24 protein-coding genes are annotated in these 22,590 nt (G+C 44.4%); 10 read left to right on the top strand and 14 right to left on the bottom strand.

Going from position 1 to position 22,590, the window contains the following annotated elements:
- Nucleotides 1-72: 72 nt before the first annotated feature.
- Entirely contained in the window at nucleotides 73-1,461 is a 1,389-nt protein-coding gene (locus JS40_RS10970; RefSeq protein WP_034260529.1) for a dipeptidase, read from the top strand.
- Between the two features lie 123 nt (nucleotides 1,462-1,584).
- Here the strand turns inward: JS40_RS10970 and JS40_RS10965 are convergent, their stop codons facing one another.
- Nucleotides 1,585-2,169 (bottom strand): PhnA domain-containing protein, encoded by a 585-nt coding sequence (locus JS40_RS10965; protein WP_034260527.1) that lies wholly within the window; start codon nucleotides 2,167-2,169, stop codon nucleotides 1,585-1,587.
- Between the two features lie 135 nt (nucleotides 2,170-2,304).
- On the opposite strand from JS40_RS10965, the gene JS40_RS10960 reads away from it, so the two are divergent.
- The 4 genes from JS40_RS10960 (at nucleotide 2,305) to JS40_RS10945 (ending at nucleotide 8,373) form a co-directional block, all read left to right on the top strand.
- The gene (locus JS40_RS10960) at nucleotides 2,305-2,670 is read left to right on the top strand and encodes a BlaI/MecI/CopY family transcriptional regulator (protein ID WP_034260525.1); all 366 of its coding nucleotides are present in this window, start codon (nucleotides 2,305-2,307) and stop codon (nucleotides 2,668-2,670) included.
- 1 nt (nucleotide 2,671) lies between these two features.
- Nucleotides 2,672-4,096 carry a M56 family metallopeptidase gene (locus JS40_RS10955; RefSeq protein ID WP_034260523.1) on the top strand — a complete coding sequence of 475 codons (1,425 nt, stop codon included), beginning with the start codon at nucleotides 2,672-2,674 and terminating at the stop codon, nucleotides 4,094-4,096.
- 136 nt (nucleotides 4,097-4,232) lie between these two features.
- Nucleotides 4,233-5,333: a DUF4407 domain-containing protein gene (locus tag JS40_RS10950; protein WP_034260521.1), complete on the top strand. Its 1,101-nt coding sequence runs from the start codon at nucleotides 4,233-4,235 to the stop codon at nucleotides 5,331-5,333.
- A gap of 55 nt (nucleotides 5,334-5,388) precedes the next feature.
- Nucleotides 5,389-8,373, top strand: a complete 2,985-nt coding sequence (locus JS40_RS10945; RefSeq protein ID WP_034260519.1) for an aminotransferase class III-fold pyridoxal phosphate-dependent enzyme — start codon at nucleotides 5,389-5,391, stop codon at nucleotides 8,371-8,373.
- Between the two features lie 40 nt (nucleotides 8,374-8,413).
- On the opposite strand, the gene JS40_RS10940 is transcribed toward JS40_RS10945, so the two are convergent.
- Entirely contained in the window at nucleotides 8,414-9,445 is a 1,032-nt protein-coding gene (locus JS40_RS10940; protein WP_034260517.1) for an AI-2E family transporter, read from the bottom strand.
- Nucleotides 9,446-9,580: 135 nt separating this feature from the next.
- Between JS40_RS10940 and JS40_RS10935 the strand changes: the two genes are divergently transcribed.
- On the top strand, nucleotides 9,581-10,009 hold the full coding sequence (locus JS40_RS10935) for a YybH family protein (protein ID WP_034260515.1): 429 nt from the start codon (nucleotides 9,581-9,583) through the stop codon (nucleotides 10,007-10,009).
- A gap of 48 nt (nucleotides 10,010-10,057) precedes the next feature.
- On the opposite strand, the gene JS40_RS10930 is transcribed toward JS40_RS10935, so the two are convergent.
- The 10 genes from JS40_RS10930 to ruvC all read right to left on the bottom strand — a co-directional run bounded on the left by JS40_RS10930 (nucleotide 10,058) and on the right by ruvC (nucleotide 17,861).
- Complete coding sequence (locus tag JS40_RS10930) at nucleotides 10,058-10,885, bottom strand: hypothetical protein (RefSeq protein ID WP_152558172.1); 828 nt, start codon at nucleotides 10,883-10,885, stop codon at nucleotides 10,058-10,060.
- A 170-nt stretch (nucleotides 10,886-11,055) separates the two neighbouring features.
- Nucleotides 11,056-12,300 carry an NAD(P)/FAD-dependent oxidoreductase gene (locus JS40_RS10925; protein ID WP_034260512.1) on the bottom strand — a complete coding sequence of 415 codons (1,245 nt, stop codon included), beginning with the start codon at nucleotides 12,298-12,300 and terminating at the stop codon, nucleotides 11,056-11,058.
- Nucleotides 12,301-12,316: 16 nt separating this feature from the next.
- Nucleotides 12,317-13,054, bottom strand: a complete 738-nt coding sequence (locus JS40_RS10920) for a T9SS type A sorting domain-containing protein (RefSeq protein WP_034260510.1) — start codon at nucleotides 13,052-13,054, stop codon at nucleotides 12,317-12,319.
- A 42-nt stretch (nucleotides 13,055-13,096) separates the two neighbouring features.
- Nucleotides 13,097-13,450, bottom strand: a complete 354-nt coding sequence (locus tag JS40_RS10915; protein ID WP_034260508.1) for an MmcQ/YjbR family DNA-binding protein — start codon at nucleotides 13,448-13,450, stop codon at nucleotides 13,097-13,099.
- A gap of 2 nt (nucleotides 13,451-13,452) precedes the next feature.
- Nucleotides 13,453-14,343: a transglutaminase domain-containing protein gene (locus tag JS40_RS10910; RefSeq protein ID WP_034260506.1), complete on the bottom strand. Its 891-nt coding sequence runs from the start codon at nucleotides 14,341-14,343 to the stop codon at nucleotides 13,453-13,455.
- Nucleotides 14,344-14,395: 52 nt separating this feature from the next.
- Nucleotides 14,396-15,010 carry a DUF4230 domain-containing protein gene (locus JS40_RS10905; protein ID WP_034260504.1) on the bottom strand — a complete coding sequence of 205 codons (615 nt, stop codon included), beginning with the start codon at nucleotides 15,008-15,010 and terminating at the stop codon, nucleotides 14,396-14,398.
- A 1-nt stretch (nucleotide 15,011) separates the two neighbouring features.
- Nucleotides 15,012-15,365, bottom strand: a complete 354-nt coding sequence (locus JS40_RS10900; protein WP_034260503.1) for a DUF4260 domain-containing protein — start codon at nucleotides 15,363-15,365, stop codon at nucleotides 15,012-15,014.
- Nucleotides 15,366-16,112, bottom strand: a complete 747-nt coding sequence (locus JS40_RS10895; protein WP_034260501.1) for a cyclase family protein — start codon at nucleotides 16,110-16,112, stop codon at nucleotides 15,366-15,368.
- A gap of 9 nt (nucleotides 16,113-16,121) precedes the next feature.
- Complete coding sequence (hemW, locus tag JS40_RS10890; RefSeq protein ID WP_034260499.1) at nucleotides 16,122-17,255, bottom strand: radical SAM family heme chaperone HemW; 1,134 nt, start codon at nucleotides 17,253-17,255, stop codon at nucleotides 16,122-16,124.
- A gap of 51 nt (nucleotides 17,256-17,306) precedes the next feature.
- On the bottom strand, nucleotides 17,307-17,861 hold the full coding sequence (gene ruvC / locus JS40_RS10885; protein ID WP_034260497.1) for a crossover junction endodeoxyribonuclease RuvC: 555 nt from the start codon (nucleotides 17,859-17,861) through the stop codon (nucleotides 17,307-17,309).
- Between the two features lie 57 nt (nucleotides 17,862-17,918).
- Between ruvC and JS40_RS10880 the strand changes: the two genes are divergently transcribed.
- From JS40_RS10880 to JS40_RS10870, 3 genes are read left to right on the top strand one after another with little or no spacing between them, the layout of a single operon-like run.
- Complete coding sequence (locus JS40_RS10880; RefSeq protein WP_051957566.1) at nucleotides 17,919-18,863, top strand: lysylphosphatidylglycerol synthase domain-containing protein; 945 nt, start codon at nucleotides 17,919-17,921, stop codon at nucleotides 18,861-18,863.
- Nucleotides 18,860-20,002 (top strand): glycosyltransferase family 2 protein, encoded by a 1,143-nt coding sequence (locus JS40_RS10875; RefSeq protein WP_034260495.1) that lies wholly within the window; start codon nucleotides 18,860-18,862, stop codon nucleotides 20,000-20,002. Before JS40_RS10880 ends, JS40_RS10875 begins: the two co-directional genes overlap by 4 nt.
- 39 nt (nucleotides 20,003-20,041) lie before the next feature.
- Nucleotides 20,042-20,914: a hypothetical protein gene (locus JS40_RS10870; RefSeq protein WP_034260493.1), complete on the top strand. Its 873-nt coding sequence runs from the start codon at nucleotides 20,042-20,044 to the stop codon at nucleotides 20,912-20,914.
- On the opposite strand, the gene JS40_RS10865 is transcribed toward JS40_RS10870, so the two are convergent.
- Nucleotides 20,909-21,397 (bottom strand): hypothetical protein, encoded by a 489-nt coding sequence (locus JS40_RS10865; protein ID WP_034260491.1) that lies wholly within the window; start codon nucleotides 21,395-21,397, stop codon nucleotides 20,909-20,911. The two genes, JS40_RS10870 and JS40_RS10865, sit on opposite strands and share 6 nt — an antisense overlap.
- Nucleotides 21,398-21,503: 106 nt before the next feature.
- Between JS40_RS10865 and JS40_RS10860 the strand changes: the two genes are divergently transcribed.
- Nucleotides 21,504-22,004, top strand: coding sequence for a DUF456 domain-containing protein (locus JS40_RS10860; protein ID WP_034260488.1), 501 nt, complete (start codon nucleotides 21,504-21,506; stop codon nucleotides 22,002-22,004).
- Here the strand turns inward: JS40_RS10860 and JS40_RS10855 are convergent.
- Nucleotides 22,001-22,555 carry a nitroreductase family protein gene (locus JS40_RS10855; RefSeq protein WP_034260486.1) on the bottom strand — a complete coding sequence of 185 codons (555 nt, stop codon included), beginning with the start codon at nucleotides 22,553-22,555 and terminating at the stop codon, nucleotides 22,001-22,003. The genes JS40_RS10860 and JS40_RS10855 overlap by 4 nt on opposite strands.
- Between the last annotated feature and the right edge of the window lie 35 nt (nucleotides 22,556-22,590).

Raw genomic sequence — 22,590 nt, 5'->3', positions numbered from 1 at the left:
TAATTATCAAACAATCTTTCCCTCAAAATTACATCTTTTTGTACCTTCGTAATCCTTCCAAAAAAAAAATTTATGAAAAGTGCAAAACCGTACATTGAAGAACATAAGCAGCGATTTCTGGACGAACTGCTGGAACTGCTTAAGATTCCCTCCATTAGTGCCGACTCTGCCTATAAACAGGACGTGATCAAAACAGCCCGAGCGATCAAGGAAGCGCTCCAAAATGCTGGGTGTGATACTGTCGAGATCTGCGAAACCCCCGGTTATCCTATTGTATTCGGCGAGAAGATAATAGACCCTGAACTACCAACCGTTCTCGTATACGGTCATTACGATGTACAACCACCCGATCCGCTGGACCTTTGGCACAGCCCGCCATTCGACCCGGTCATCAAAAAAACCGACCTACATCCCGAAGGCGCGATCTTTGCAAGAGGTGCTTGTGACGATAAAGGACAAATGTACATGCACGTGAAGGCCTTAGAGTTCATGACACGCACCGAGCAACTTCCCTGCAATGTAAAATTCATGATCGAAGGGGAAGAAGAAGTGGGAAGTGCAAGTCTGGGTTGGTTCGTTGAGCGAAACCGGGAAAAACTTGCGAATGATGTTATCTTGATCAGTGATACCGGGATGATCGCAAACGATGTGCCCTCTATCACCACCGGGCTGCGCGGCTTGAGTTATGTAGAAGTAGAGGTAACGGGACCTAACCGGGATCTGCATAGTGGATTATACGGAGGTGCTGTAGCCAATCCTGTAAATGTACTTGCCAAAATGATCGCTTCTTTACACGACGAGAATAACCATATTACCATTCCGGGCTTCTACGACCAAGTGCAGGAAGCTTCAGAAGAAGAACGGTCCAAGATGGCCGAAGCACCATTCAGCATAGAAAAATATAAAAAGGCACTGGATATTGATGATGTTTACGGAGAAGTAGGATATTCCACCAACGAGCGCAACTCCATTCGGCCTACGCTGGATGTAAACGGTATATGGGGCGGGTATACCGGCGAAGGGGCCAAGACCGTGATCGCCAGTAAAGCATATGCAAAAATTAGCATGCGGCTTGTACCGGATCAAGATTGGAAAAAGATCACCAACCTCTTTAAAGATCATTTCGAGAATATCGCCCCGAAAGGAGTTCGTGTTACGGTAAAACCCCATCATGGCGGACAAGCTTACGTGACACCCATAGACAGTATTGGTTATCGCGCAGCAGAGAAAGCGTACGAAAAAACCTTTGGAAAAACACCCATCCCCCAGCGAAGTGGCGGCAGTATCCCTATTGTAGCGCTGTTCGAAAAAGAACTAAACAGCAAAACGATACTTATGGGATTTGGCTTGGATAGTGACGCCATCCACTCCCCTAACGAGCATTTTGGAATTTGGAACTATCTAAAAGGCATTGAGACCATTCCTCAATTTTATCATTATTTCACCGAAATGTCCCAATAAGGATTTGGGTGTTCCCCGGCTTCGCTAGTAGCAAGCCGGGTCGCGCTTTCCGTTATATCCCTTTCGGCCCGGCGACCCGTAAGGGGATGCCTCTTCAATCGCTAACACGACAATTGCAGTGCCTCATGATGAGACTTTTTTAACAAAATCGGTGATGATAACGATCTGTTGTCCGTCGACCTTTCCTTCAATATATTTTTCGTTATCAGGATCCAAAGAGATGCGGCGTACGGCAGTACCCTGCTTTGCCACCAAACTACTTCCTTTTACTTTTAGGTCCTTTATGAGTACCACGCTATCACCGGCTTCCAATACAGCCCCGTTACTATCACGATGTACAACGGAATTGCTGCTGTCCGACCCATCGCTCCCGGCCTCCGCCCACTCCTTTACGGCTGCTTCCATATACATCATATCCAAGAGGTCTTGAGGCCAACCTTCCGATTTTAAGCGATGCAATATCCTCCAGGATTGTACCTGTACGGCAGGGACAGGGCTCCACATGCTGTCATTTAAACAACGCCAATGGTTGGGATCGGGATGCGCGTCATCTGCAAGCTGATCGTGGCAGGTCTTGCAAATGAAGATACTCGCTTCTGCCCCAACTGTTGGGGAAGCCGGAACTCCGTAAACCAACAAAGATCCTTCAGCACCACATAACTCACATTTAGAGCCACTCCGCTCTTGCAACACTCGCTCAATATTCATAATACTATTTTTTTGTAAAGGTAGCGCATTCAAAAAAATCAAGAAGTCGAATTCTAAAGAATTGAAACAAATTTAATTCTACATTTGTAGAATAATAAATTTTGTTCTATGTTTGTAGAGTAAACTGTATAAAACATGAAATTATCCAAAGCCGAAGAAGAAGTGATGAACCATCTATGGCGGCTTAAAAAAGCGCGTACCAAGGATCTAATAGCGGCTTACGACCATCCCAAGCCCGCTGCCACTACCATCGCCACGCTGCTCAAGCGAATGCAGGACAAGAAATTTGTGACCTATACACAAATAGGTCGTTCACGAGAATATGTGCCAATGGTCAAGAAAAAAGATTATTTCTCTAAACACGTCAATGCTCTGATAAAGAATTTCTTTAACGACAGCGCATCACAATTTGCCTCTTTCTTCACCCAGGAGACGGATCTTTCAAAAGAAGAACTGGAACAATTGAAAGCCATTATAGATTCAGAAATTAAAAAGAAATGATATGGAACTCTATCTTATAAAATCCACAGTCTGCCTTGCCATTTTATATGTTTTCTATAAGATCTTTCTGGAAGATACCAGCTTCCATGTGCTTAAAAGATGGTTTTTGCTAACGGCTGTTGGTATCGCGTTTTTGATACCCGGCATTACATTCACTACATATGTGGAAGCGCCGGCAATCCTCACTCAGGTAAGTAATACAGGTATAATTGAGACCCCATTGGTTGTGGACACAACTCCTTCCATCAATGTGGTTTTTCTGCTTAAAATACTCTATTTGGGCGGTTTGCTTTTCTTCGGCTTCCGGTTCGCCAAAAACATGTGGGCCCTACTGCTGAAGATTAAACGCTATCCCAAACAACGATACAAGCACTTTATCCATGTGCTATTACCAACGACCGTAACCCCGCACACCTTCTTTAATTATATTTTCCTGAATAGAACCCGTTTTGAGGCACAAGAGATCCCTTCCGAAGTATTGCTGCACGAACAAACGCACGCTCTTCAGAAACACAGTGCAGACATTCTTATAATTGAACTGCTTCAAATTATCTTCTGGTTCAATCCGCTGTTTTATCTCATAAAGAGGTCCATAAAACTCAATCACGAATTTCTTGCAGACCGAGCCGTACTTCAGCAAGGGATCGAGACCTCACACTACCAGCATACCCTTTTGGCATTCTCATCAAATGCCGCAGAAAATTCATTGGCGAATTCCATTCATTATTCATCCATCAAAAAACGATTCACAGTTATGAAAACACACACATCAAAAAAAGCGATCTTGTTAAAAAGTCTCGTGCTAGTGCCTCTGTTAACATGCCTTGTCTTAGGTTTTAGTTCCCAAGAGGTCATTGCTCAAAAAGCAACAGATACAGCAGTAACATCCAAACAACAAGAAAAGGCCTCGGCCAAAGAGATCTCAGAATACAACGCGCTGGCCAAAAAATATAACAGTATGAGCAAAGCGTCGATGAATGTTAAAAAAAGTGAGGTCGATCGTTTAAAATACCTCTATGGTAAAATGACCGTAAAACAACGGGAGAAAGCTGTTTCCTTCCCAGATCTCCCGCCACCGCCTCCCGCCCCGGATGCTCCGGCGATCAAAACAGGCGTCAACGATATGGGACCTAATGTACCACCACCGCCACCACCGGCACCAGATGCCCCCCAAATAAAAATAGGTGAGAAATCCATGATCCCGCCACCGCCACCGCCACCACCGGCTGCAGATACACCGCAGCCTGCACCAGATCCGGCCGAGTACGTTATAAAAATGGCGAAAAAAGGAGCCGATTTCTTCGTGGGGCCACATAAAATCACCCCGGACGAGGCGATCGATCTGGTACGTAAAAGCAACATTTATAAGATTAAGGTAGATGACACCAACCCCTTGCGTCCCGTCGTACATTTTGAAGGTTGCTAACATTTTCGCTACATAAAGACACTTAAAATAAAGACCTCGAAGATTCGGGGTTTCTTTTTGTAACAATCTGTCACTATTTCCGTTATATAGATTCATCAATCAACCTGAAACGTATTCGGGAATAAAATTTTCAACTATGCTACAACGCTTTTTTATCTTCTGCTCCGGGGCAGATACCGACATCCTATCAGATTGCTCCGCCGGGGAACAAACAAAATATGCCGGGATAGGAGCCACCGTTTTTTTTACAGCCGTTATGGCAACCATTGCGGCAGCCTATGCACTCTACACCGTATTCGACAACTATCTTACAGCAATTGTATTTGGTTTTGTATGGGGCTTGCTTATCTTTAACTTGGACCGTTTTATTGTATCGACCATCAAGAAACGAGACAATTTCTTTGATGAGTTCTTGCAAGCTACGCCGCGAATAGCATTGGCGATCATTATAGCCATCGTTATTGCAAAACCCTTAGAGCTTAAGATCTTCGAGAAAGAGATCAATCAGGTGTTATTGGAAGAGAAGAATGATCTTACCCTTGCCAATAAAGATCAGCTCGCCCTGCAGTACACCCCTTCTATTGAAGTGCTGAACAACGACATCAATCAACTAAAGAAAGAGGTCACCGATAAAGAAGCTGAAGTGAACGCTTTGTACGACACCTATATCGCAGAAGCCGAAGGACGCGCCGGTACAGAAATTCTGGGCAAAGGACCCGTTTATAAAGAAAAACGCGAAAAACACGACGCAGAACTTGCTGCTTTACAAGCCTTACGTACTGCCAATACCGAAAAGATCACCGCCACCGAAGCACAGATTGCTGCCTTAGCGGCAGAGTATCAAACCAAAGTGGCAGACACCCAACCTGTGATCGATGGATTTGACGGCCTTATGGCGCGGGTCAATGCTCTTAACAAGCTTCCTTGGCTTCCATCGTTCTTTATATTCCTCTTGTTCCTTGCCATAGAGACCTCACCCATTATTGCTAAATTATTATCTCCTAAAGGGGCGTACGACCTTAAACTGGAAGAACAGGAAAGTGCCTTGACATCCTGGGTTTCCCAGCAAAAAGGACAACGCGATGTGTTGGTAACCACAGACAGGGATGTGAACAACCGCGTCTATGCAGATATCGCCGAAGAACAGGAGCTATACGATTACAAACGCAAAAAAGCACGCGAGCTCATGCAGTTGCAGGCCGATGCGTTCTACAAAAAGCAAAAAGGCGTTTTGTAAGCTTCGCATGACCAACTTTTTTCAGTAATATTGTGAGCCTAAGCAGGTAGATATCATGGCTTCAATTTCTTCTGAAAAGGCTTCGGAAATAGCTGAAAAATTATTCAATATCACTTCGGAAGCGACCGCGCTTCCGGGTGATCTGGATCAAAATTTTAAATTGGTCACACCCGGCGGAGTTTCCTATCTCTTAAAGATCGTTGCGCCCGAAACCACACCCGAATTCTTAGACTTTCAGGAGCAATTGTTGCAGCATCTTTCAGCAACAGAAATGAAAATACAGCTTCCCGCCTTGGCAGGAAACGCACAGTGGGAGCAGCACGCAGTGAGGTTGTTTACTTGGGTAAGCGGACGATTGTGGGCATCGGTACATCCTAAGACACCTATGTTGCGTAAGTGTTTGGGAGCTCACAGCGGATCCCTCACACAAGCCTTGGCGACGTTCGACCACCCAACCGCCCATCGAGAATTCGACTGGAACTTGGCCAATGCCCGGTGGACCAAAGAACATGTAGACCGCTTTTCGGAAGATCGAAGGACGTGGGTCACTTATTTTCAGGATCGATTTTTGGCAATGCAATCAAAATACGCAACACTTCCCAAAAGTGTGGTCCATAATGATATCAATGATTATAACATTCTGGTCTCACACGACCTTCAGCACCCGGAGGTCACGGGAATCATAGATTTTGGCGATGCGGTTTACACACAAACCGTGAACGATCTGGCTGTGGTACTCACCTATGCTATTATGGAACTTCCGGATCCGCTTCAGGGAGCAATGGAAGTTGTAGCGGGATACCATCAATACTATGCCCTTTCGGAAGCTGAGTTGCAATGTCTTTACGTCCTGGTAGGAATGCGCCTGGTGATCTCGGTCACAAAGTCGTCACTTCGGGGGGAGGCAGATCCAAGCAACCTGTATCATGTAATTAGTGAGAAACCTGCCTGGGACCTGTTGGAAAAATGGTATGCCCTCTCTGAAGAATTTACCTACTATTGCTTCAGAAGCAGTTGTGATCTTCCCGTGCATCCGGGGTTGGCCCGCTTTGAAGCATGGGTGAGTTCCCAATCCTTTTCATTTTCAGAATTATTCCCTTCCGAAGCAAAAGAAAAAGCATTTCTTCTCGATCTAAAGGTGTCCAGCAACTGGATGGGGAGTCAAGAAGAATTTAATAATCTGGACCTGTTCCAGTATCGCATTGATCAGCTTCAGAAAGAGCATCCCAACGCTTTGATCGCCGGTGGTTATTGTGAGCCGCGCCCTTTATACACGGCGAGTTCTTACGACAAAGAAGGGAATAGCGGCCCGGAGAGCAGAACCGTACATTTAGGAATTGATTTTTGGCTCCCGGCGGGTACACAGGTGAACGCTCTTTTCGACGGCGAGATCTTTACGGTCACCAACGATGCCGGGTTCAAGGAATACGGCGGACTTATTATATTAAAACACGAGCTGCCTGATCTTACTTTCTTTACCTTGTACGGTCATCTTTCACAGTCCAGTTTATCCCTTTGGAAGGAAGGCGATCGCATTAATAAAGGAGACTGTATTGGCTGGCTAGGTAATCCCGAAGAGAACGGAGCCTGGGCACCCCATTTACATTTTCAGATCATGCTTTCTGTGTTGGATTATACAGATGACTTTCCGGGGGTTACCTATAAAACGCAACTGCCCGTTTGGAAAGGGTTGTGTCCGGATCCGAATCTGTTGTTCAAAGACCCCGAGCTTGTAACACGCTATCCTGCCCTTCAAGAAGACCTTATCCACTTCAGAAAGGAACATTTGGGCAGAAGTTTGAGTCTGTCGTACGATTCCCCGCTTCATATTGTTCGGGGTCAGGGTACATACCTCATCGATGTTTGGGGACGAAAGTATTTGGACACGGCCAACAATGTGAATCACGTAGGGCATCAACATCCGAAAGTAGTAGCGGCCGGCCAACGACAAATGGCTGTCCTTAACACCAACACCCGGTATCTGCATGAAGCGATCGTTCAATATGCTGAAGCCCTCTTAGAAAAGCTGCCAAAGGAGCTTTCGGTATTGCATTTTGTCAATTCGGGGAGCGAGGCAAACGAACTGGCAATTCGAATGGCCAAAGCCTGCACAGGCGCGAAAGACCTGCTCGCAATTGAAGTGGGCTATCACGGAAATACCAATGCAGTTATCGACGTGAGTTCTTATAAATTTGATGGAAAAGGCGGAAGCGGAACACCCAAAAACACGCACATCTTGCCCTTGCCGGACCCCTTCCGTGGAAAACATACCGAAGCTAATTGCGGCGTCCGTTACGCCGAGTATGCAAAGACAGTCCTCGACCGGCTAAAGAATGAAGGAAAATTTATTGCAGGTTTTATTGGAGAATCTATGATAAGTTGCGGCGGCCAGATTGTTCCTCCTAACGATTATTTTCAGAAAGTGTACAGGTATGTAAGGGAAGCAGGCGGTATTTGTATTGCCGACGAAGTACAAACCGGTTTTGGAAGGATGGGTAAGACCTTTTGGGCTTTTGAACTGTACGATGTGCTTCCCGATATCGTTACCATGGGCAAACCGGCCGGCAATGGACATCCCTTGGCAGTAGTTGCCTGCACACGTGAAGTAGCAGACAGGTTTGATACGGGGATGGAGTTTTTCAACACATTTGGCGGTAATCCTGTGTCCTGTGCGATTGGTCGCGCAGTACTGGAAGTGATCGAAGAAGAAAAACTACAGGAAAACGCTCTGGAAACAGGCGGTTTCTTAAAAAATGAACTTCTCTCGCTTCAAAAGGACTTTCCAATCATAGGCGATGTACGGGGCGAAGGGCTCTTTCTAGGTTTTGAATTGACCAATTCAAAAAAAGAACCGTTACCGGAACATGCTTCATATTTGACGAACAGAATGAAAGCATTGGGTATTCTCATGAGTACCGACGGCCCGGACCATAACGTGCTGAAAATAAAGCCCCCAATGATTTTCAGTAAAGAAAATGCTCAAGAGCTTATTTTCAGACTAAAGACTGTTTTTGCAGAAGACTTTATGCTGGCGTTTTAAATAATAGGTACCTTACTTTGAATTCTAAGTGGTCAAAAATTCATTCTTTTTTCTTTATCAGATATGCATAGGCTTCCATCCCTTTGGTATATTCAAAAATAACCTTTAAGACTCCAATTACGGGAAGTGCGATAATGGCGCCTACCATCCCCCAGAGCATCGAAAAAAGTATGATCCCGAATACGGTGATAAAGGGGTTCAGATTAGTTTCATCACCAATGATCCAGGGTGTAAGAACGTAATTCTCTATAAGCTGCGCTGCCGAGATCACGCCGATAACAATAAGCGCCGGCGTTGTCCCGGAGTAGAGATATGAAAGGATCACCGCCATACCTCCGCCTATAATATTTCCAACATACGGAATGATAGAAAAGAGCGCTGCAAAAACTGCTAAAAACAGAGCGTACGGAACCGAACCCAAACTAAAACCCAAATAATATATTCCGAAAAGAAAGATCATAATCTTACCTTTCCCCAGAAGATATCTACTTATGATCTTTGAAGATCCCTTCAAAATTGAGGTCATGGCAGCTGGGTTTGAAGACAGTTTCTTAAAAAAATCAATAAACATATTTTTCTGCAGCAACAACAGAACTACATAAACGAAGACAATAAGCGATTGTGACAGTAGGTTCATAACGCTCGACAAAAAAGAACTGGCAAGACCTTCTGCCTTTTGTACCAAACGCTTGTTGTTCTCAATATAATTTTGATAGTCCCAGTTCAACCGTTGGTTGGCCCATTCGGAGAGATTGTTCAGCTTAAGGCTTGCTTTGTCTTTGATGGTAGGCCAATCATCGGCAATATTGCTTATTTGTGAACCGATAAGCCAAGAGAGTAGAAAAAAAATAATAATCATCAAGACAAGGGACAAGGTTATGGACAACCAGTTGGGCAGCCCCCATTGCTTAAATTTTTGTGTAGGCTTATCAAGTAAAACGGCAACAATAGCCGCAACCAACAGCGGCATCAAAAGACTTTCTCCTATATAGCAAAGCGTTAAAAGACCCCCTACAATCAATAGTGTTTTTATTACGTAGCTACCGGAAATATTTATTTTGGAATCGTTCAATACAGCGTTTTTTGATTAACTAATTAGTGTTTTTCCCTTGGGCGTTACGTAAATTTAGCTGAATTTTTCCTATTCTCCTTCCGCTGAAAATATTAATTTTAAACGCATTACCCATTAACCGCAAAAGTTCCCTCTATGAAAAAACTACTCTTACTTTTTGTTTTAATTTCTACGATGAACGTCGTTTCACAAAACGAAGCCCATGATAAAAAAGCGATCCTTTCCGTATTGAAGACACAGGAGAAGGCCTGGAACAGTTACGATCTTGAAGGATTCATGCAAGGCTACTGGAAGAGTGATTCGTTGAAATTCTATGGCAGCAGTGGTCTCACCCAGGGCTGGCAGCAAACCCTTGAGCGCTACCAAAAGGGATATCCTACCCCAGAGCATTCGGGAGAATTGACATTTACAGTTCAGGACATTTCAAAGATTGATGAAGGAAGCTACTGGGTGATGGGGGCTTACGATTTAAAGCGGACTGTGGGTGACGCCAATGGGGTCTTCATTATCATTTTCAAGAAGATCGACGGGGAGTGGAAGATCGTAGCCGATATGTCCTGCTAACAAAAAAGTCGCCACAAGGGCGACTTTTTAAAGGTTATGTTCAGGTTATTATTTGGACAATTCGGCTACCAAGGTATAAATGGAGTCTCCGTGTACGGGAGTAAAGTATTTTCCCATTTTCTTGCCCCAGGCTTCGCGTTCGGCTTTATCGGGCCAAGCCGCTTCATACAGTTCCGGTAACTTTTTTAACATCATGTCAAGATCGGCCAATGAAGTAACAAAGAAAGCTTCTACTACTTCGGTCCTATCTGATCCCCAAGCATGCACAGCCGGGTAATACCCTTTAATGTATTCATTCTTGTTGATCACATTCTTAACATCCTGGGCGTGCAAAGTGTTGAACTCTTCTTGAGTGCCGTCTTCCGGAAATGCAAAATGACTTCTTCTTACATACAATAAGAGGTCCTCTGTATTGTTGGCGGGCAAAGGTTTTGCATTAGGAAGTGTCGCATAGATCTCATCGGAATGTTCATGCGAATAATAAGCCTCTCTTTTCTTTAAGAAAGCCATTCTGGCTTTGTCATCGGGCCATGCCGCTTTTGCCAGTTCCTCGTTTCGAGCTGCTGCTTTTCCCATGGCTTCCCAGTTGGGATAGGATTGAACGTACATCAGTTCAGAATTGTCCTCGGTAAAGAAGTGTAGGTAAAAGGAGGCACTCATTACATATTCATTCTTCATGGTGACCTTCTCCAAATACTCTTTTTCTACTTTTTTCCATTCGTCCATATCAAAGGATTCATTGTCCATATTCCAATGCATGGTGGTCACCGAAAGGAATTCGGGACGGGCATTATTGTTTTGGGCTGCGGCCCACGTCATACTGAATACTAGCAATACGCTGGCAATAATCTTGTAAAAAGGCTGGGTTGTTTTCATGCTGTTTAATTTTGGTTAGTATAGAATTATTAATTGTTACAAAACAAAATAATTCGGGGCATGATTAAAGCAACGATAAATGAAGAGGAGGTAGCGTTTGGGATAACTGATGTTAAATGTACATATAATATACTTAATTACAGTAAGTTATGCTCGCTTAAAGTACTGTGTCAGAATTTTCGGTCAGGATGAAACGCATCTAGAGGGATGGAAAGGGGTTTCTCTGAAAGCATTTCAGCAACCAGCTTACCCGTTGCCGGTGCCATACTCCACCCCATCATGGCATGACCTGTCGCTATGGTGAGATTCCTGCACTTATGAGATTTCCCAATATACGGACGGCCATCCGGGGAGACGGGCCTCAATCCGCAAGCGGCTTCTTTCTGTTCACTTATAGGAACTTTTACATTAGGATAATAGGTGCTTACTGCCGAAGCAATGGCTGCCACCCGTTCGGGACGAATGGTATGATTAATGCCCGCGATCTCCATCGTTCCGGCATACCGTGTAAAACCATTCATAGGAGTAATGGCTACCTTGGCCTCGGCTAATATGGACGGGATGGTAATTCCCGTAGGCTGATAGGAGTTGATACGATAGCCTTTCCCGGCCTGCAAGGGTATTTTTATTCCTAACTTCTTACTGAGTAACTGACTCCACGAGCCTGCTGCAAGAACAAACTCATCAGCCACCAACGTACGTTGATCTGTACGAAGCGAGATGATCGAGTTCCCTTGCGTATGCAGATCCAAAACTCGTTCCTGCTTCAGGAATTGTACATTATTGAGCGTGAGATAGTGCTTTAGTTCGGTCATGAACTCTTGAGGCGTGGTGTGCCAGTCGCATTGGTAGTGGGTAGCTCCCACAATATCCATGTTGACATTGGGTTCCATCGCTTTTAACTCCTGCAACGAAATGCTTCTCGCTTCCAGTCCTTCTTCGGAAGCGGTCTTAACAAGTTTCAGCTCCTTTTCGAGCATCGCATACGTCTTGCAAAGCATAAGCAGTCCTTTATTTTCCAGTTGAAATGTGAACCCTTCCGAAGCTCTAATTTCAGAAAACAACCGGCTGCTTAACAAGGTGATCTGCTTGATAGCCTTAACCGAGCGCTCCACATTACTATGAGAACAGGACTTATTAAAGGCCCAGGCCCAATCCATAAAACTCTTTTCTAACCGAGGTTTTATATAGAGCGGACTGCTGGTATTGAACATCCACCTCAGTCCTTGTTTCACCACGCCGGGTGCAGCAAGCGGAATGATATGACTGGGACTCACGTAGCCTGCATTTACATAGGACGCACCAAAATCCATCGCCGATTGATCGATCAATGTGACCTCATGCCCTTCTTTTTGAAGAAAATAAGCAGTACACAGGCCTATAACCCCGCCCCCTATGATGGCAACGCTTTTCATCTACTAGATTACAAAATTATTCATAGTTCTTTTTTATAAGATGAATAATCTGTTGTACGCCACTTTCTTCTGATAAAATTAGATAGTATATTCCTTCTGAAAGATTTTCTAATTCAAGCTTTGTAATAGCATGGTTTATATAAGTCTCCTTAAAAACGGTTTGTCCCAGAGCGCTGATTATTTCAATATCCAAAAACTCTTCTTGATCATTTTCACTTTTTACATACAAGGTATTCTGAAAGGGGTTTGGATAAACAATCTTTTGTTTTCCGATAAAATCCTGAACACCTAAAACTTTATCAGCATATTCTGCGTAATCTCCATTGGGAAGGTTTAATGTTAAGTACAGTCCTTCATCATTATTATCCACTATTATAATACTGTAAGTAAAGGTTTCTAAAAGATTATCTAGAAAGAAATTGAAGTAAACACCTTCAAAAATGCTATTTACAGGATTATTGCATTCTATCAATGTTTGGTTCAATCCATTTAAAAACTGAAAAGAAGTAAACGGATCAACAGCTTCGATATCTCCAAAAAGACTATTACAAACACTGGTTGTAAAATGATCACTTACTTCTGAAAAAGTCAGAGGTACCGATGTTAATTCATCATTTGTAGGAGGATGATAAATTGTTTCGTTTACCTTCATTTCATAAAGATACCATTGAACATCATACAATAATGGTTCAATTTGCGCGTGGGTACAGTTGTAGTAAAGAACTACCAACAACAGAGGATATAGTTTCTTCATACAGAGTGAGTTTATATTAAAGATAGCAAAAAACAATTAAGTTTACTTTAACTCCTCTTGCACTTTCTTCGGAAGTTTGGACACAATCAAATCGTAGGAATGGTCGATCAGTTCCAAGAGCAGATCGTGGGGCAGGTTACTGTCGATCAATACCGTATTCCAATGAATCTTGCTCATGTGATATCCGGGTAAGATGAGCCCGTCGTACTCCTCCCGAAGCGCCACAGCACGTTCGGGGTCGCATTTCAGATTGGCCTGAGGCGGTAGTCGTTCCAGTCCGCAAATGGTAAAGATCTTGCCCATTACCTTAAAGACTAGGGTCACATCATCAAAAGGAAAACTTTCTGTTACTCCTTTCTTCGACAAACAATACTCGCGAAATTCTTCCACATTCATCGTTACTTGATTTTATATCCTAAGGCAGGTGCATCATCAAAATATATTACCAGATTCTCTCCTCCAATCTCCAACGGCACATCAAACTGAAGTCGCGTCCCGGACTTCTCCATATCCCGGACCGGTTTTTTTTCGCCACCAAAAGAATAGGTCACCGTGTCCGGATCCACGTTCGCAATGGTGAAAGAGACCACATCGAAGTACTCTTCCGAATAAATAAGTCCGCTAAGTGGTTGTTCTACGTCATTCATTGTGAGCTCTTCCAGTATAATGATAGGCATCTGGGCAAAGACTTCCTTCGAGATTAGCCGGTCCATGAATGCATCTTCGTACATATCGGGGTAATGTGTCTTAAAGAAAAGTTCGGGAGGTGTCTTGTAAAAAAAATAAGATGGTTCTTTTATAAATTTGCCATTGTAACGACCGGCACCCCAGGTTGGATCGAACAGATAAGGTGTTCCGTCGAGCGTTACTACATTCCACATATGGACTTTAGCAAAAGGCCTTCCAATATCATTAAAATTCGTTTTAATGTCCCCTCGCACCAAATAATTAGGTATCCCCTGCAATTCGCAAAGCTTTTCGAACAACATGGCATAGCCTTCGCACACGGCGATCCCTTTTTGAAGCGTTCTCTCTATGATCTTCTCCCGGGTCTTCTCCTCCTTCTCGTTGCGTTCCCTATAATTCTTGAACGTGAAGTTGAACTGTTTGTATTCATCGGGTTCATAAGCAATATTCTGAATGATCCAACTGTAAATGGCACGTACCTTTTCCTCATCGGTAGTGAAATCACGCGTAATAAAACGAGAAAGTTCTTGTGGTGTGTCCACACGTTGCGGGTACAATAAAATGGTAGCATCGATACGCTCGTAATCCTGTGCAATGCTCATAAAAGCAAGGCAACACATAAAAAGAGACACTATGTATCGAGCGCTGTTCATTTTATGCTGAAGGGATCTGTTTTGTGTTTTCTGAAGTTTCCAGAGCCGAATAATCCAGTTTCCAATTAATGGTCTCGACCAAGGTCTCCATCAGTTTAATGGTCTCAAGTGCCTGATTGGACGCTTCTTGAAACAAGCCACTTTCCGGAACTTTATCGATAATGTGTTGTTTTGCTTCCCTATTGATCTCGGTGAGATCAGATGCGGTAAACGGATTTGCCCAGCCTTCTTTCTTGTCGTAGTATTTGAAATCGGTTTCGATGGTAAGCATTTCGGGTTGGGGAAAGTTGGTCAATGTGATGGTTCGGGTTTGTGTATCTGCCGACATCTTGATCTTGGTAAGGTCGAAGCCAATATGAGCTTTGGCGTCGATCAGGATCAAGGCTTTCTTTTTTCCCAATACAATATTGAGCCATTTATCCTTTACATTCTCATAATGATAGATCTCCGAAAAATCACCTTCTACGGTAATGAACTTACAAACACTTCGAATCTTTTCCATGAGGATTACAGACTGGGTCGTTGTCTTCTCTTTCTTCCTGTTGCGTGAAAACCCGGAAAAAAGAAAATAGGCAACAATCGCTCCGGCGGCCAATCCTATAAATAGTAATTCCATATTATTTCTTTCCTATTGTTCCCAAATGGGTGTGTTTAAAACTATCTTGATATTTTAATCCGTAGCCAAAAACCCGGTCCATACTGGCATGAGCAAACATGATAACGCCTACTAATGTATAAAAATCTCCTAACAACATCATCCCCAATAATATAAAGGCAGTCGCAACAGCCTTATGGTGCAGAAGGTTATACGTGAGGGCTCCTGTCTTCGGACCAAACACATAGCCCAACATGCCAATGTCCGGAAGAAGCAACAGCAAAGGAAACCAATACCATGCATAGTCGAGCCATGAAAAGAACAAGACTCCCAATGCAAATTGTGCTATTTCTTCAATTCTCAAGGTTGTTTTCATTTAAAGTAGTTTAAACAACACCGGTTTACTTGGTGCTGCGTCGTTGTGAAAAGAAGCGATCTGTAAATTCAACAGGTAGGCGCCATCGGCAACAGCATTGGGAACATAGATGAATTCGGTAATGGTTGCATCATAACGTGGGGCTTCCGGGTAATTCCAAAACGCTTTGTGAGCCAGCAGTTTTCCTTCGTCCTTTTCTTTGTCTACCGAAGGAAGATCGATAAGCAGGTGTTTCACCCCCAGTTCTCTAAGATAGGTAGCCGCTTCTTCGTGCAAATACGGCCAGTTGGTATGTGAGTAATGTCGTGTTCGTTTTGAAGCAGTATTCGGAAGGGTGCGCAGTACAAGTGCTTCAGGGTGTTTCCCTTCCAGCAGGGTCCTTAGCTCCTTAGCGGGAATGATCTGGTCTTCGCCCACCGTTTCCGGCGCTACGGAAATTACTTCGGCAAAAAAAAAGAAATTTGTCAACGCATCGTTCACCGAATGAAATGTTTCTGAAATATGCCCCACACACTCGGTATGGGTCCCATGGGCATGGGGATTGAAATAAATATTGTTGAAATTCACCGAAGCTCCTTCGCTCACCTTCCCTACCCACTTATCCATAGTAACAGGTTCGATGCTTGGAGCATCCAGATACCAGGCCAAAGGATTTTCGGAAGAACCCTTTAACACCATAGAGATATCCAATGGTTTTGACAGGTCGACCGTAACCAGCTGCTCGCCCTTCTTAAATGTTGCTTTCAAGTTGTTGTTTTAGGAATCTAAATTTACTAAGAATAAACCGGATGCGATTCCATCACTCAAGAATTTTCCCTTTCTGCTAATTTTCAGGAAGGGTGGCGACAGCAGCAACAATCCTTCATCCATATATTCTTTGGCTTGTTGCAAAACATATTCACGGTATTTCAAACCGAAAAGTGTCTCGATCTCCGCTAAAGAAGCCCCTTGTTGTGTTCGCAAGCGGGTCATCACATATTCGTTGTATTTATCCCTCGTGGAGAGCTGTTCCCGCTCCAGTGGCAGGTCGCCCTCAAAGATCTTTTGAATATATTTAGCGTTATTACTCACATTCCAACTGCGGGTATCCCCGTTGTAACTATGTGCCGAAGGCCCTATCCCCAAATACGGTTTTCCATGCCAGTACGCAGTATTGTTCCTGGAATGAAACCCCTTTAATCCAAAATTCGAGAACTCATAATTCGCGTAGCCGGCTGCTTCGGTGCGTTCTACGAGCGCTTCGTAATGTGCCTGCGCCACGGCATCATCTACCGGAGCCACAACCCCTTTTTTTATAAAAGCTTCCAAAGCTGTTTTTGGTTCCACCGTAAGGGCATAGCAGGACAGGTGGGGTACCTCAAGGGAAAGTGCCGTTTGCAGGTTTTCCTCCCAGCGTTGAAGGGACATCCCCGGAATGCCATAAATGAGATCGATGCTGCAATTGTTGAAATACCGTTTTGCAAGTTCGATACTTTTTAATGCTTCGGAAGCGTTGTGAGCGCGATTCATAAGCTTCAGGTCTTCCTCAAAAAATGATTGAACCCCGATGCTCAAGCGGTTGATGGCCGTTTCAGAAAGTTCTTTCAGGGTCGCTTCGGAAAGGTCGTCGGGATTGGCCTCAAGGGTGATCTCGGGATCCGGAGTTACCACATAATGCTCGTAAACGACGGAAAGGATGGTTTGCAGTTCGGTTTTAGATAAGAGACTTGGTGTCCCGCCGCCAAAGTAAATCGTTTCAACCGGTTGTGGCAATTCGCTTTTCCGAAGCACCAGCTCTGTATGAATCGCCTTTAGTAGCTCGTCCTTTTTCTTTAGGGACGTTGAAAAATGGAAGTCACAATAATGACAGGCTTGCTTGCAAAAAGGGATGTGTATGTAAATGCCTGCCATGAGAGGAATTATTGGATGTGGTTCAGGTGTTTTTACTGTATTACTGTGGTTCTATTTGTCAATACGGCCTTCGTTCTGCTTCACGAAGGCTGCCCAGCCGGTATAGCTCTTCCCGATCTCGGTCTTACCCGAATTGTAGAAATGACACACCGCAGCCGCCAGACCATCGGTGCTGTCCAGGTTCTTAGGTAGTTTTTCTAATTGGAGCAGGCTCTGGAGCATCTTTGCTACTTGTTCTTTACTGGCATTCCCGTTCCCGGTGATAGCCATTTTGATCTTTTTTGGTGAATATTCGGTGATGGGGATCTGCCTGGAAAGTCCCGCAGCCATGGCCACCCCTTGTGCTCTTCCCAGTTTTAACATGGATTGTACGTTCTTTCCGAAGAAGGGTGCCTCAATGGCGATCTCATCGGGATTGTGGGTGTCGATCAACTCAATGGTACGTTCAAAAATGAGCTTTAGCTTCAGGTAATGATCGTCGTACTTGGTAAGGATCAACTCGTTCAATTGCATAAAATGCATTTGCTTTTTTACCACTTTTATAAGACCGAATCCCATGATAGTGGTTCCGGGGTCGATCCCTAAAATGATTTTTTCAGAATTCATACACCAACAGCTTGCTTGTAAAACGAAACCAAGTAAAAAGTAGTACTTTCGTTTTTAATGATCCGCATTTCAGACAAAGCTAAACAATATCTGCTTGCAGCCCTAAAAGTTTTTATTCTTGTGGCCATCTTTTGGTTTATCTACACGAAAATAACCGCCACCGATTCACAGACACTGGAAGCTTTTTCGAACAGCATGCGAGGCAAAGCATTGTGGGTCCTACCCTTGTTCTTAGGTCTGGCGGCCCTTAACTGGTCGCTGGAGATCCTTAAGTGGAAGACGGTCATACAACCGGTACAAACACTTTCTTTTCGGGAAGCGGCGCAGCAAAGCCTTACAGCCCTGGCCGTATCTTTAGTGACCCCCAACCGCATTGGAGAATACGGTGCGAAGGCTTTTTATTTTCCTCCAGAAAAGCGAAAACAAGTGTTGCTGCTCAATTTTGTGAGCAATACCGCTCAAATGGCTGCCACCGTGTTCTTTGGAAGCATTGGAATGCTTATGGTAGCTACTACCTACGATCTCTCCTTTTCTACCCCTCACCTTCTTGTTTTCGCCATGGTTTTCTTGGTTCTTATCCTAGTGGGCTGGTATCTGAAAGAACGGGAATTGCTTATTAAAGGGTTCTCCCTTTTCAAGGTGTGGAAGTACATCAAAAAGATACCCTATTCCATAAAGCGGAAGGTAGTTGTTCTCTCTGTGCTGCGGTATTTGTGTTTTTCATATCTGTTCTTAAAATTGCTCCGTTTCTTTGAGGCAGACCTGTCGCTATCCCAGGCCTATCCACTTATCTTTGCCATGTACCTTCTGGTATCGGTCATTCCCACCATCTTTCTGTTTGATGTGGTGGTGCGCGGAGGTGCCGCCTTGTGGCTCTTTTCCATGGCGGGAGTTCCCGAACTCACTGTTCTTTGCACGGTTCTGGCCATGTGGGTCTTGAATTTTGTACTCCCTTCTATTCTGGGAAGCTATTTTTTATTCACGTACAGGAATAGAACATGATACTGGTCTTTATATGTATTGGCTTAATCTATCTCATTAGTTTGGGACTCTTGCTCATTGGCAATTTGCAGCTGGGTGTGTTCTCTTCGGAAGCAGTTACCCCGTTGACCCGCTTTTCGATCATAGTTCCGTTCAGGAATGAGGAAAAGACACTTCCGAAGCTTGTACGTACTTTTCAGCAGCTATCCTATCCGCCGGACCTGTATCAGTTGATCTTTGTGGACGATGCTTCGGAAGATGCTTCAGTATCAATGCTGGAAGTGATGCTGCAGGATCGATCGAGACAACGGGCCCCTTCTTTGATTCTTTCCAACGAGCGTCACAGTAGATCTCCAAAGAAAGATGCCATTACCACGGCCATTTCCGAAGCCAAGCACGAATGGATCATCACCACCGATTCCGATTGCTCTGTTCCAAAAGGGTGGCTGGACACTTTCGATGCTTTTATACAACAGAACGAAGCCCGGCTTGTTGCAGGACCTGTACGTTATGAAACGAACGGAACTATGGTCCAAAACTACCAATATCTGGACGCACTAAGCCTTCAGGCAGTTGCCATGGGGAGTTTCGGGCTGGGACACCCTTTTTTGTGCAACGGAGCCAATCTCGCCTATCACAGAAAAGCTTTTGAAAGCGTTGGAGGATTTGAAGGGAATGACCATATCGCCAGCGGAGATGACCTGTTCTTATTAGAAAAGATCCAACAGGCCTTCCCAAAAGAAGTCCACTTTCTAAAGTCCCCGGAAGCGATCGTCACGACACAACCCGAAACAACCTGGAGCGCAGTTATGGCCCAACGCATTCGCTGGGCATCGAAAACGGCCCATCAAAAGAGCATGGAGTCCAAAGCACTGGGAATTATTGTGTTTCTCACAAATCTTCTTATGCTGGCAGGCCCTGTTCTCTGCTTGTTCAACAGCGCATGGTGGCCGGGATATATATTTCTTTTGAGCACAAAATTGGTCATAGACTACGTTGTTTTGATACGAACCGAGCGTTTCTTTGGGCAACAGACCTCAGCAGGACGATTCTTACTCAATGCGCTCCTTTATCCTATGGTTACTGTTACCGTTGTATTTGGCAGCATCACCGGCTCGTATACCTGGAAAGGGCGTTTGCATAAAAAACATGTAAATTGAATTAATTTTTTACCTTTAGCAGTACTAAATCAAGCCCTTATGAAACACCTACCGCTCCTCTGCCTGTTCTTAATGCTTTTGAGCTATCCTGCACTACAGGCGCAACAAAACTATACCGTCTCGGGAACTACCTATAGTTTGAAGACCGAGGTGGAAGGAACCCTTACACTCCTTTGGAACACCATCGATGGTGAATATCGTTACTTTTCAAAAAAGGGGAACGACATTGTTGAACTTAAGAATACCAAGACTGACGGTGACTATCAGGAAGAATATAAAGAAGTACTGAGATCGCAGACCGCAGATGCTGTGGTAGCTGTGGAGGATGTAAACCTCACCCTTCCCAGTTTACGTGCTTTCTTTATTGCTTATAACAAAAAAATAGACCCTACCTATTCTGTAGAAACCGTCTCCATTCAATTAAAAACCCGACTGGGAGGTTTTGCCGGATTGTCGAACAACGCCTATTTTTTCAATCCCGACAATAGCTTCTTACCTGTTTTGGGTGTGGAATTCGAGATCATAGACGAGGTGCGATTGCGGCGGCATGCCATTGTGTTTCAGTTTCGGCAACTTATAAGCAGTTCAGATTATGACTTCTCTTCCTCGCAGGTTTCTTTTAACTATCGCTTTAAATTCATAAAAACAGATCGGTTTGATGCTTTTATCAACGCCAAGCCGGCTGCCTTCACGAGCATTTCCAGAAATCAGATATTGGTGGAAGGAGAGGAAGTGACCACCTTCTCCGGCGGAAGTGAATTCCAGTTCCCCGGTTCTTTTGGGATTGGATTTGACCACGCCTTGGGGAACGGATATCTTACCTTTCTGTTCAATGATGTAGTGGCGATCAATCTTGACGACAACGGAGAGTTTCCCTTAGAACTTACTTTAGGATATAAGTGGAATCTATAATTCCTGCGTTTTAACGATAATGGGCAAGGTGAATTCAGTTTTTACCGGAATCCCCCTTTTGTAGGCAGGGGCCTCTAATTTTATGGCATCGATACTTTGCTGGATCCAGCCTTCCAGCTTGGGGAATTCTGCCTTGATGACACTATCGATCTTTACGGTATCCACGGTTAAGGTCGCATTCCTGTTTACCGCAAAATCCAGGAACAGCGTATCGTTCAGGTCCTGTAATGCCTTCATTTGTTTGGTGTAGAGGTATTCGTAGATCTTGGCAGACAAGGTACGTTCAAAACAACTCTTTTGCTGCAGTTTTTCGGTTTCGAGCTCGCATTCGGTAAAGGTGGGATATTGATCCACCTCTTTCCAATCGATCGTACGCACTTCTTCTTCGTAAAATGTTTCCGTAGAGATCTTTTCAGTTTCGAAGAACTGGCATGAAGAAATTAACGTAACAAGGACAAGAAAGTATGGATAGTTTTTTATCATCGCAATACAACTGCTTTCGAAATTACGAATTTTACCGAAACTATGCCTTTCTACCTGTGTGCTTTATTTCAATGAATTTGTATTTTGCAGGACCTAATCCGTTTTCATGGACCTTCTTCTTCTCGCTATTGGCTTTCTATTGATGTTCGTTGGTATTGCGGGCAGTCTGTTGCCTGTAATTCCCGGGACTCCTGTAAGTTGGCTGGGACTACTGGTGCTGTATCTCGCGCCGGGTATGACCTTCGACTGGCTCTTTATTATCCTAACCGGTGTGGTAGCCATAGGTATCTATATTCTGGATTATATCATTCCTGCCGTTGGTACCCGGAAGTTTGGCGGCAGTAAGGCCGGAGCCTGGGGAACTACCATTGGATTGCTTGTTGGTATCATTGCCCCTATTCCCATGGGTATTCTCATAGGACCTTTTGCCGGAGCTCTCATAGGTGAGTTGGTATTTAACAAGACACAAGGAAAGCAAGCCTTTCGGGCGGCGGTTGGTTCTTTTATAGGATTCCTGGCCTCCACTTTTATAAAATTCATGGCCACCCTGGTGTATTTAGGATTATTCCTCTACAAAGTCTGGGTACATTGGGACGTGTTCTTTTAGACCCATTCCGTCTTTTCTTCAATAGACGAATTTCGGAAACCTTCGGAAAGCGGACCGTCGTATTTTCCCATAAAGAAAAAACCCAGACAACGTTCTCCCTCTGACAGCGGGACGATCTCCTCCAAGGAATGAATAGCCGCAGGGGAACTCCAGTACGCCCCAATATTAAGTTCATGCGCTGTGAGCCACATGTTCTGTACCGCCATAGCGGTAGCGGCCACCTCTTCCCATTCGGGAACGGATGCGGCAGGGTCGCGCTGCATGCAAATGGCAATGACGCAACCCGACTGCAAGGGTTTTTGCAGGGTCTTGTTGTGTTTAAATTCTGAAAAGTGGGATGCGGTCGCCCGATACTTTTCTCCCAGAAACGCACTTAACTTCTCTTTCGCAGGTCCGTAGAAGACCTTAAACCGCCAGGGTTCGGTGCGTCTGTGGGTGGGTGCCCAGTTTGCTGCCTCTAAGACTTGTTGTATCTCCTCCTTTGTGATTGCTTCGGTGTTGTACTGTACAGGAAAAACTGCACGTCGGTTGCGGATGGTATCGTGAATCATAGTTGCCTTTTTTGAATCGGAAAGATACTAAAAAG

The organism is Altibacter lentus (assembly GCF_000746845.1).
GTDB lineage: Bacteria > Bacteroidota > Bacteroidia > Flavobacteriales > Flavobacteriaceae > Altibacter > Altibacter lentus.
Note: the sequence above shows the minus strand (reverse complement) of the source record. Positions and strands in the feature narration are given on the sequence as shown.